Origin of the sequence: Mesorhizobium sp. L48C026A00 (assembly GCF_000502375.1) — a bacterium.
GTDB lineage: Bacteria > Pseudomonadota > Alphaproteobacteria > Rhizobiales > Rhizobiaceae > Mesorhizobium > Mesorhizobium muleiense.
The window spans coordinates 1-8,894 of the sequence record NZ_AYWU01000064.1 but is presented as its reverse complement, the minus strand read 5'-3'; the positions used below and the strand labels follow the sequence as shown (position 1 = coordinate 8,894).

Below are 8,894 nucleotides of genomic sequence, written 5' to 3'. Positions count from 1 at the left end.
AGTCGGCACCGGCTTCGATACCGCTGAACTTCTTCGTCTCTTGAAGATCATGGCGCCGCTTGAGCAGAAGGCCGCGACCGTCGACGCACCACGCGCCGAAGTGCGCGGCGCACACTGGCTCCGTCCGAAACTGGTCGCTGAGATTGCCTTCACCGAAATGACAAATGAAGGGACGTTACGACATCCGAGCTATCTTGGTCTCCGCGAAGACAAGAAGCCGGAGGCGGTCGTGCTCGAGACGGAACGTCATGCAGCCGATCTCGCCGCGTCTGCGACAACCGCCATCGCGATAAGTAACCGTGACCGCGTCATCTATCCGGAGTCCAACATCACCAAGGGACAGCTCGCCGACCATTACGCAGCGGTCGCGGCGATCATGCTTCCTTGGGTTGGCAGCCGGCCGATCAGTCTGGTTCGATGCCCACAGGGCCGCGCGAAGAAGTGCTTCTTCCAAAAACACGATGCCGGCAGCTTTGGCGACAAAGTCCACCACGTCGGCATCACGGAGAAGGACGGGCACGAGGAACCCTATCTCTATGTCGACGATGCCGACGGACTGATGACTTGCGTCCAGATGGGAACGATTGAGCTGCATGGATGGGGGGCTCGGATCGAGGATGTCGAAAAGGCCGACCGCCTCGTGTTCGACCTCGACCCCGATGACGGCCTCGATTTTGAGGCCGTCCGCGCCGCTGCCTTTCAGTTCCGCGCTATCCTTAAATCGCTGGGGCTTACGACTTTCCCGATGCTGACGGGAGGCAAAGGAGTGCACGTCATCGCGCCCCTCACCCCTGGCGCCGAGTGGCCAGAGGTGAAGGACTTCGCGTCTCGCCTGGCGCAGGCGGTCGCCCAGAGAGATCCGGCCCATTTCACGGCCGTGTTGTCAAAGGCGCGCCGCAAGGGTCGCATCTTTGTGGACTATCTACGCAATCAGCGCGGGGCGACCGCGATCATGCCCTACAGCGCAAGATCACGTCCGGGCGCCCCTGTCGCGGCACCGATTACGTGGGCAGAGATGAAGACAATAGATGCGCCCTCTCATTTCCACGTGGGCGATGCTCCTGAATTAAAGAAACGCGCAGCCTCCAAAGCTCTGGCGGGATGGGGTCGCGCTGACCAATCCTTGCCCAATCTGTAGCGTCCGACGCGGCAAGAGGCAGTAAAGCCGGGATTTAAAGGGCAACGCGGCGCTCATGGCCTTGCCTGATTGGAACCTGCGGAGATCGGCCTCGTTTGGCTGAAGCCATGGCAAAAATCGATCCGAGGACCGTCGCCAGTCTTGTGAGGGAATACGCGCAACGGGCGTCTATGCGCGGCGACAATCCCTATCGCACAAAGGCTTACTTGCGCGCGGCAGACAGTCTGACGGCGCTGTCGCAGCCGCTTGATCGGATCATCGCCACCGGCGCCCTCACCAAGATCCCGGGGATTGGTGACGCGATCGCAGACATCGTGACCAAGCTTTACCAAACCGGCACGCACCCAAGCCTTGAGAAGCTGCGCGAGGATGTTCCAGCGGGCGTGATGGAGCTGTTTGCCATACCCGGGCTTCGTCCCGATAAGATACTGAAGCTTCATCAGGCGCTCGGCGTGAACTCGCTGGCGGAGCTCGAGGCCGCAGCAAGAGAAGACCGCATACGCCCAGTCAAAGGCCTCGGCGCCGCGCTTCAGACAAAGCTCCTGCAGAACCTGGCCATCGTGCGAAGCGGCGAAACGCAACTTCACCTGCACAAGGCCGCCGCTCTTCTCGAACATGCGGTCATATCGGTGAAGCAACAGCATCCAGAGTTTTCGCGCGTCGAAATTGCAGGTGACTTCCGGCGCGGTTGCGAGCTCGTTTCCGACTTCGCCCTGGTAGCGCAGGGCAGAAAGTCGACGACTGGAATCGAGGATACGACGCTCAGGCTTGTTGTCACGGACAGGAAGCACTTTGGCGCGAGCCTGCTCGAAGCAACCGGTTCGGCAGACCACCTTGAGCAACTGAAGACGTTCGCGGCCGACAAGGGATTCACTCTAAACGGCGACGGGCTTCATCGCGGGAGAAAGCTGATCGCGTCAGCGACAGAAGAAGAAATCTACCAAGCTCTAGACTTGCAGTTTATCGAGCCTGAATTGCGCGAAGGCAGGGACGAGATTGAGCGAGCCGCAAAGCAGAAGTTACCCGCCCTCGTTCGGGATGTAGATCTGCATGGAATCCTGCATTCTCACACGACCGCATCCGATGGCACCGAAACGCTTGAGGCAATGGCTGAAGCCACGCGCAAGCGCGGTTTCGAATACTATGGTGTCGCCGATCATTCGCAGTCCGCTCACTACGCAGGCGGCCTTTCGTTGCACGAGATTGCTGAACAGCACCGCGAAGCTGACCGGCTGAACAAGGTATACAATGGAAAATTTCGCATACTGAAGGGCATCGAAGCGGACATCCTGGCGGATGGCTCGCTCGATTACCCGAATCATATCTTGGAGCAGTTCGATTTCGTCGTCGCGAGCGTGCACAGCCGCTTCAAGTTGCCCAAGAAGGAACAGACGGAGCGTATCATTGAGGCGATCGGAAATCCTCGGACGACAATCATCGGGCACATGACCGGTCGCCAGCTGTTGCGCCGGCCGGGTTATGATCTCGACGTCGACAAAGTCCTCAAAGCGTGTGCGAAACACGGCGTCGCTGTCGAAATCAACGCACATCCTTGGCGACTCGACCTCGACTGGCGCTGGCATCAAAAGGCACTCGATCAGGGCTGCATCTTCAGCATCAATCCGGACGCTCACTCGATCCGCGAGCTCGACCACATGCATTGGGGTGTCGAGATGGCGCGCAAGGGCGGTGTCCCTGCGAAGCGGGTCCTGAACGCGATGCGTTTGACGGCCCTCCTTGCGCATCTCGCACGGCGCAGGCAAACGTCCTAACCTGCTTGTGCGCCCGGCCTATCAGCGCAGGAGTCCGTCATTCTCAAAATCTTCCCAGCCGCGCAAACTGGAGTGCGAGTTCTCATCGGGGCCATAGCCAGCTGAAGCTGCAGTTCCGCGACCGCTTCTTTGAGCACGTTTCATAGCGGCCTTCCCCGCGGCTCGCCGCCTATTCTCTGCAGCTGTCGCTGCGTCCTGTTCGCGCCAGACCGTAACCAGGTCGCGGTCAAGCACATCCTCCACGTGCTGCGGGTCGAACACGTGAAAGGTGATGTTCCTTGCCCGCCCGCGGAGTTTCACCGTTTTCGTCCCGGCGCTCTGCAAGCGACCATCTTTCAGCCAACGGTGCCGTTCGGCCGTCGAGATCGTCAGAATGTCCTCGATTTCACGGGGGATTACGGGCAGGTCTTCGATATTCTGCAGTGCTTTGGATACGATCCCGAATACCATCTGCACATCATTCTCGGCGTCCTCAGACAGGCGCAGCGTAAGCACGCGGGACTCGATATGGAGCAGTTTCCTGAACTCCATTGGAAGGCGGGCGCGTATTTCGAGAAAAATACCCCTCGCTCTGACGGACGATCCAAGCGTTGCAGCCGGGGTTAAAGGCCACTCTCCAATCAGCTTCGCTGTTGCATTGATTTTTCGGCGCGTGGACATGCCCTTTATATAGGTCACCGATTGTCGGCAGCGATGAGCCGATCGCAAAGCCAACATGAGTTCTAATCCGCCAGCGGTCTGAACCACGATGCCCTAAAGGCGCAACCACGATTATCAGCGGGGCCGCTTGCAACTTCGGCTAACAGGAAGCGGCAGAGTTGATCTCAAAGTGCGATATCAGGCGCAAAGCGGAACCGCGCTTATACAGCCGTGTTTCGGCCTTTTGAGCCGAGTTCCCGTGCTAGCTCAACGAATGCTCTGTGCGCCGCGGATGGATTGCGTCGTCCCGGGTAATAGATGCAGAGTTCGTCGGAAGGCGGCATCCATTCCTTCAGAACGCTGATCAACCGCCCTGCCTCAATATCCTCGCGCACGTCACGCTCCATTACGTAGCCCAGTGCCACGCCTTCGAGCACCGTGCCGCGGGACAGGCTTGCCTCATCCAAAGTCATCGGTCCCTTCACATGATCAATAGCGGTTCCCCATCCTTCTCGAAGCGCCAGCGAAAGAACGCGCCATTCGGCAGCCGGATACGGATACACCGATGTTGAAGGAGGTCAGTCGGCGTGGAAGGCGTACCACAGCTTTTGAAATAGTCGGGCGAGCCTATGACCACATTTCGCTGCGGCCGACCCAGCGAGATCGCAATCATGTCACTCGGCACGAGGGTGGCGCGACGCACGCCCAGGTCGAAGCCTTCCGCGACGATGTCCAAGAGCCGTCCCTCGGTGACCAGATCGACATGGACCTGCGGGTAACGCCTGATGAACTCCAGAAGCAGGGGTGAAAGGATTTCTCGCGCGGCAGTGGCATAGGAATTGATGCGGAGCGTTCCCGTGGGGTTTGCCTGCTTTGAGCGCGCTGCATCCATGGCACCGTGGATGTCCTGCAACGCAGGACCGACGCTCTCGACGCACAGGCGACCGGCATCCGACAGAGATACGCTGCGGGTGGTTCGGTTGAACAAGCGAACGCCAAGGTGGGCCTCCAGCTTGCCGACGGCATTGCTAAGGGCAGTCGTCGACATTCCCAGTTCAAGCGCCGCGCCGCGGAAAGAGGATCTGCGAGCAACGGCTACGACAGCTTCCAGATCGTGAAGCCAAGCCTCGGCATTATCCCACTTTCCGCAATTCGACATCCATATTTATCCCAATTATCCGAACATCGGAATACGCCTACTTGTGGAGCGAACAATCCCCAAGAGGAGATGAGAGATGCAACTGCCTCAGGCGATCCAGGCATATTTCGAAGCGGATCGGAACAACAACTGCGAGGCTCTGCTGGCCTGCTTCGCGCCGAGCGCCGCTGTACATGACGAGGGCCGCTCCCATTCCGGGCACTATGCCATCGGCAGCTGGTGGGAATACTCGAAGGCCAGGTATCGGCACGTCGCCGAGCCACTCGAGGCCCTTACCGACGAGCATGGAACGAGGGTGATCGCCAAGGTCACCGGGGTCTTCCTCAATTTGTGTGGTGGACGACCGATCGGCTGCGCTACTCACATCATAGACGGCTAAATGGAAGACCAGAACAGTAGATTGGGGCTTTCTTACGCTCGATGAATTGCCACGCNGCAGTTATTATGAACGCAAAGGCCGCGCCAGCCAGCAAGGAAATTAAGAGGATGTGCCCGAAGTTGCTTGGATGGTCGGCACGTTCGCCGTGCCGGGCGCTAATTTGGGCTTCGCAGGATGGATCGCAGAAACGACCATGCCTCCTGCTGCTCTTCATCAATCGCTCTGGATTCGTCCCAACCTTGCAACCAAGAGCGTCGCTTTTTGGTCAATAGGGGATAAGGGCAAGCCGATCGGGGCAGCTTTAGGCAGTATGCGTCTATGCCTTCGTCTCTCGGGTGGGGCTTGCCCACGTGTGTGCCTCCCTATGCTTTCCGCCAGGCGCACCTATACGCGCGGAGTTAAAGACGGTTCAAGGGTCAGAAGAGGAAACCGACCACGGCAGTTATTATGAACGCAAAGGCCGCGCCAGCCAGCAAGGAAATTAAGAGGATGTGCCCGAAGTTGCTTGGATGGTCGGCACGTTCGCCGGGCCGGGCGCTAATTTGGGCTTCGCAGGATGGATCGCAGAAACGNGCAGTTATTATGAACGCAAAGGCCGCGCCAGCCAGCAAGGAAATTAAGAGGATGTGCCCGAAGTTGCTTGGATGGTCGGCACGTTCGTCAGGCCGTGTCGTGTTCGTGTCGTTCATCGCTTCGTGTGAGAACATGCTGATGAACGTCATCACGATTAGCGCGACAACGAAGAGCCACCAACTCCATGTCCAATGCATGGTATGTGCCCGCCTTCCACCACCGGCACGATAGCAGACTTATGATGCAAAAGCATCAGGGCCACCGTTCTGGAACGCTCTTAATGTTGCCCCGGAAGGACCAATGCAAGGGTGCCGCAAGCAGCCAATGTCATGCAGCACCAAAAGCCGAGATCATTATCCCGATTGTACAACCATACACTGGCAACGCCAGCTGAACCGGCCAATAGTGCAACGTAGAGCATCATCGAACCGTCAACCATCGTCGATCCTTTGCGCGGCATTAGACGAGGGCCCTAAGTATTCACCTGGGTGGCGCTTAGGATTTGCCAGTGCAAAGCAGCGCCGGGGGGCGAGAGGCTGATCGAGGCGCGCGCTAGGGCCATGGGGGGGTCCTCGCGCGAGCTGGTAATCCGATCCCCCGCTCAGAAATTTCTCACCAAACATTCCTGTGTTGCGCCCGTCAGCTGCGCTATTTGCGCGCGAGCAAGACGTGAGCCTCTTGGGGGAACATCAGCTCCCCTCCAGTTGAATAGATTGCCAGCGAGGAACTTACATCACCCATAATCGCTGCGATGACTGCGTCCCGATGTCTGGCATCCATTCCGCTGACCAGCCCTGCCTGCGGAGTCGCTGCCAGCTGTAGTCGCACATATTCCTTTGACGAGGGGAATCGGATGTTCTGTGTCGTCGTGTNGATGGTCACCTGACGAAATCCCGCCCCGGCCACCAATCGGTAAAGCTCGTCCGCATCGGCGAGTGAATGCTCGGACCGTTTCGTTGCCGAAGCGCCTGGACCGAGATGCCGATCCAAGGCATCCGCCAGCGCCTTTGCCGCAGGAGTATGCTCAATAGCGCTGAAAACGCTTAAGGCCAGTCGGCCGTTAGGCACCAGAACCCGGAACATCTCACGTAGCGCACTCGATCGGTCCGGAAAAAACTGCAGTCCGAGTTGGCAAAGAACCAGATCGAAGGTGGCGTCAGGGAACGGCATTTCGAGCGCGCTTCCCTCGTGCCAGTCGATGGGCGGTCCAGCGCCTCTCGGGAGCGATCGAGCAANACCCGGAACATCTCACGTAGCGCACTCGATCGGTCCGGAAAAAACTGCAGTCCGAGTTGGCAAAGAACCAGATCGAAGGTGGCGTCAGGGAACGGCATTTCGAGCGCGCTTCCCTCGTGCCAGTCGATGAGCGGTCCAGCGCCTCTCGGGAGCGATCGAGCAACGGCAAGCATGCCCGTGTTGATGTCGAGGCCGACGACCTGCCCACTTCCCATACACTCGGCCGCCGAGCGTGCCACCACGCCGGTGCCGCAAGCTACGTCCAGAACCCGCTCACCAGATTGAGGCGCAGCACGATCCACCAGGTCGGCAGCCCACAGGNCCACGCCGGTGCCGCAAGCTACGTCCAGAACCCGCTCACCAGATTGAGGCGCAGCACGATCCACCAGGTCGGCAGCCCACAGGGCTGTGATTGCCGGGACCAGGTAGCGCTCGTAGAGTTCCGCGGCGCTGCCTTGCAGCTGCCACTGCTCCTGCTCGGCCATAGCGTCCCTCCCGCACAACGAACCGCTCAGCAAAAGGCCCAATCGGCGCTTCAAGCAGCCATCATAAGCGCGCGTCTGTCAAACAAGCAACCTGGCCAACCGGCGGTTGGTAGACGCGACGCAGCTGGCGAGCGTAGGATTTCCTACGATCCGGGCACATGCCCTCCGCCCACACCCCCGTGCCTGGTGAACGACTGAAAGCCCGCCGTTCCGAAAGGTGCGGCGGGTTTTTTGTCTTCCGTCCGGGAACTGCGGCCGAACCAGGACGTTTGAATCGCGCAGCACTGGTCCGGGTGCTGAGAGATCGGGTCTCAGTCCTCCGATCCGGTCAGCCCGCGTCCTTCCAATCCCCTCGGGGCGCGGGCTTGCTTTGCAAGATCGGACAGTCTCCTCCCGATGGGCCCGCGTCCTCTTCCTCGACGGGCTTCATGCAACCCCATAGCTGCCTAGGTTCCCTCCCATGGCTCTCCATTGGTTTCACCCTCCGGTCTACGTCAAGACCGACCGACCTGGGCTGCGCTATGGGGTCAGCCACGTCGAGGGTGCCGCTGAGGAACTCATGGCGTGGGACACAAAGGGGCCGAGGTGGACGAAAGCGGTCCAATCATGCGTGGACGCGTTCGAGGGCAGAGTGTCCTCCCAAGAGGTCCGTGAAGCTTTTGAGGCGGCGGCCAAGGAGGCGAGCGTATATCTCTTGCCTGAGTAGGAGGTATCCATGGCAACCCTTTGGTTCGTCCCTCCGGTGTTCGTGAAGACTGAAACGGAAGGTGTCAGGCATGGCTGCAACAATGCGGGGGCAGCCCTTGAGCAGCCCAAGAGGTGGACCCGGAGAGGACCTCGCTGGCACAAGGCGTGGACCCTCTGCCTATCAGCACCGGAGGGCGATCCGATTGACCCTCATGTGATCCGAAAGGCTTTTGTCGCTTGGCAGTTAACCGGGTTCTTCCTCACTTTGCGTGGCGCGGCGGCACCATGCGTGCTCTCGGCAGTTCGAGACCTGCTCTGCCGTACATTGCGCGCTTGAGGGTCTTGAGCCGGTTGATCTGGCCTTCGGCCTGTCCGTTGCTCCAGGGCAGTTCGATGGAGNATTGCGCGCTTGAGGGTCTTGAGCCGGTTGATCTGGCCTTCGGCCTGTCCGTTGCTCCAGGGCAGTTCGATGGAGTTGTCGACGGCATCGGTGTCTCTGCGCAAAACACGGGCGAACCGCATGATCGGAATGAGTTCGGAGTCGATCGCATCTTCGATCCACGCGTCCAGTGGTGCGGATCTCTTGCCGCGAAGGAATGCCGTTGAAGCGCATCGCCAGGCGGCGCATCTCTGCGAAAGCATCAGATCCCTGCTTCAGGGCATCGACCCTTCTTGCCTGCCGGTCTGTCAGCAGGCCATGCGGCTTATGCACAGCGCCGCGGCAACCACTGGCGAGATCGCATGACCGGTGTCCGGATCTCGAACCGGCTCCAAGTTCAGCGCGGGAGACTGAATGTCATCGGCCTGCTCTCTTTCGGCCCGCCGC

At 59.6% G+C, this 8,894-nt stretch carries 8 protein-coding genes and 2 pseudogenes; 4 read left to right on the top strand and 6 right to left on the bottom strand.

The window, feature by feature from the left end; all coding sequences use genetic code 11:
* Both ligD and X738_RS79760 read left to right on the top strand, forming a co-directional pair.
* On the top strand, nt 1–1,138 hold a 1,138-nt coding region (gene ligD, locus X738_RS79765), incomplete at its 5' end, for a DNA ligase D (protein WP_023804107.1).
* Nucleotides 1,139–1,245: 107 nt separating this feature from the next.
* Nucleotides 1,246–2,910, top strand: a complete 1,665-nt coding sequence (locus X738_RS79760; RefSeq protein WP_023804106.1) for a DNA polymerase/3'-5' exonuclease PolX — start codon at nt 1,246–1,248, stop codon at nt 2,908–2,910.
* Between the two features lie 21 nt (nt 2,911–2,931).
* Here the strand turns inward: X738_RS79760 and X738_RS0145010 are convergent, their stop codons facing one another.
* Nucleotides 2,932–3,570, bottom strand: a complete 639-nt coding sequence (locus X738_RS0145010; RefSeq protein WP_031257116.1) for a hypothetical protein — start codon at nt 3,568–3,570, stop codon at nt 2,932–2,934.
* Nucleotides 3,571–3,770: 200 nt separating this feature from the next.
* Nucleotides 3,771–4,683, bottom strand: a pseudogene (locus X738_RS79755) (LysR family transcriptional regulator).
* A gap of 101 nt (nt 4,684–4,784) precedes the next feature.
* Between X738_RS79755 and X738_RS81525 the strand changes: the two are divergent.
* Entirely contained in the window at nt 4,785–5,087 is a 303-nt protein-coding gene (locus X738_RS81525; RefSeq protein ID WP_023804102.1) for a nuclear transport factor 2 family protein, read from the top strand.
* Nucleotides 5,088–5,242: 155 nt separating this feature from the next.
* On the opposite strand, the gene X738_RS89505 is transcribed toward X738_RS81525, so the two are convergent.
* The 3 genes and pseudogenes from X738_RS89505 to X738_RS84165 all read right to left on the bottom strand — a co-directional run.
* Nucleotides 5,243–5,437: an Rmf/CrpP family protein gene (locus X738_RS89505; protein ID WP_373420508.1), complete on the bottom strand. Its 195-nt coding sequence runs from the start codon at nt 5,435–5,437 to the stop codon at nt 5,243–5,245.
* 871 nt (nt 5,438–6,308) lie between these two features.
* The gene (locus X738_RS0145000) at nt 6,309–6,860 is read right to left on the bottom strand and encodes a class I SAM-dependent methyltransferase (RefSeq protein ID WP_245277890.1); all 552 of its coding nucleotides are present in this window, start codon (nt 6,858–6,860) and stop codon (nt 6,309–6,311) included.
* A 41-nt stretch (nt 6,861–6,901) separates the two neighbouring features.
* Nucleotides 6,902–7,381 (bottom strand): annotated as a pseudogene (locus X738_RS84165) (methyltransferase domain-containing protein); the annotation flags it as partial.
* Nucleotides 7,382–7,841: 460 nt separating this feature from the next.
* Here X738_RS84165 and X738_RS79740 point away from each other — a divergent pair.
* On the top strand, nt 7,842–8,087 hold the full coding sequence (locus tag X738_RS79740; RefSeq protein WP_023804098.1) for a DUF982 domain-containing protein: 246 nt from the start codon (nt 7,842–7,844) through the stop codon (nt 8,085–8,087).
* 241 nt (nt 8,088–8,328) lie between these two features.
* Here the strand turns inward: X738_RS79740 and X738_RS89870 are convergent, their stop codons facing one another.
* On the bottom strand, nt 8,329–8,619 hold the full coding sequence (locus X738_RS89870) for a hypothetical protein (protein WP_441295564.1): 291 nt from the start codon (nt 8,617–8,619) through the stop codon (nt 8,329–8,331).
* Nucleotides 8,620–8,894: the final 275 nt, after the last annotated feature.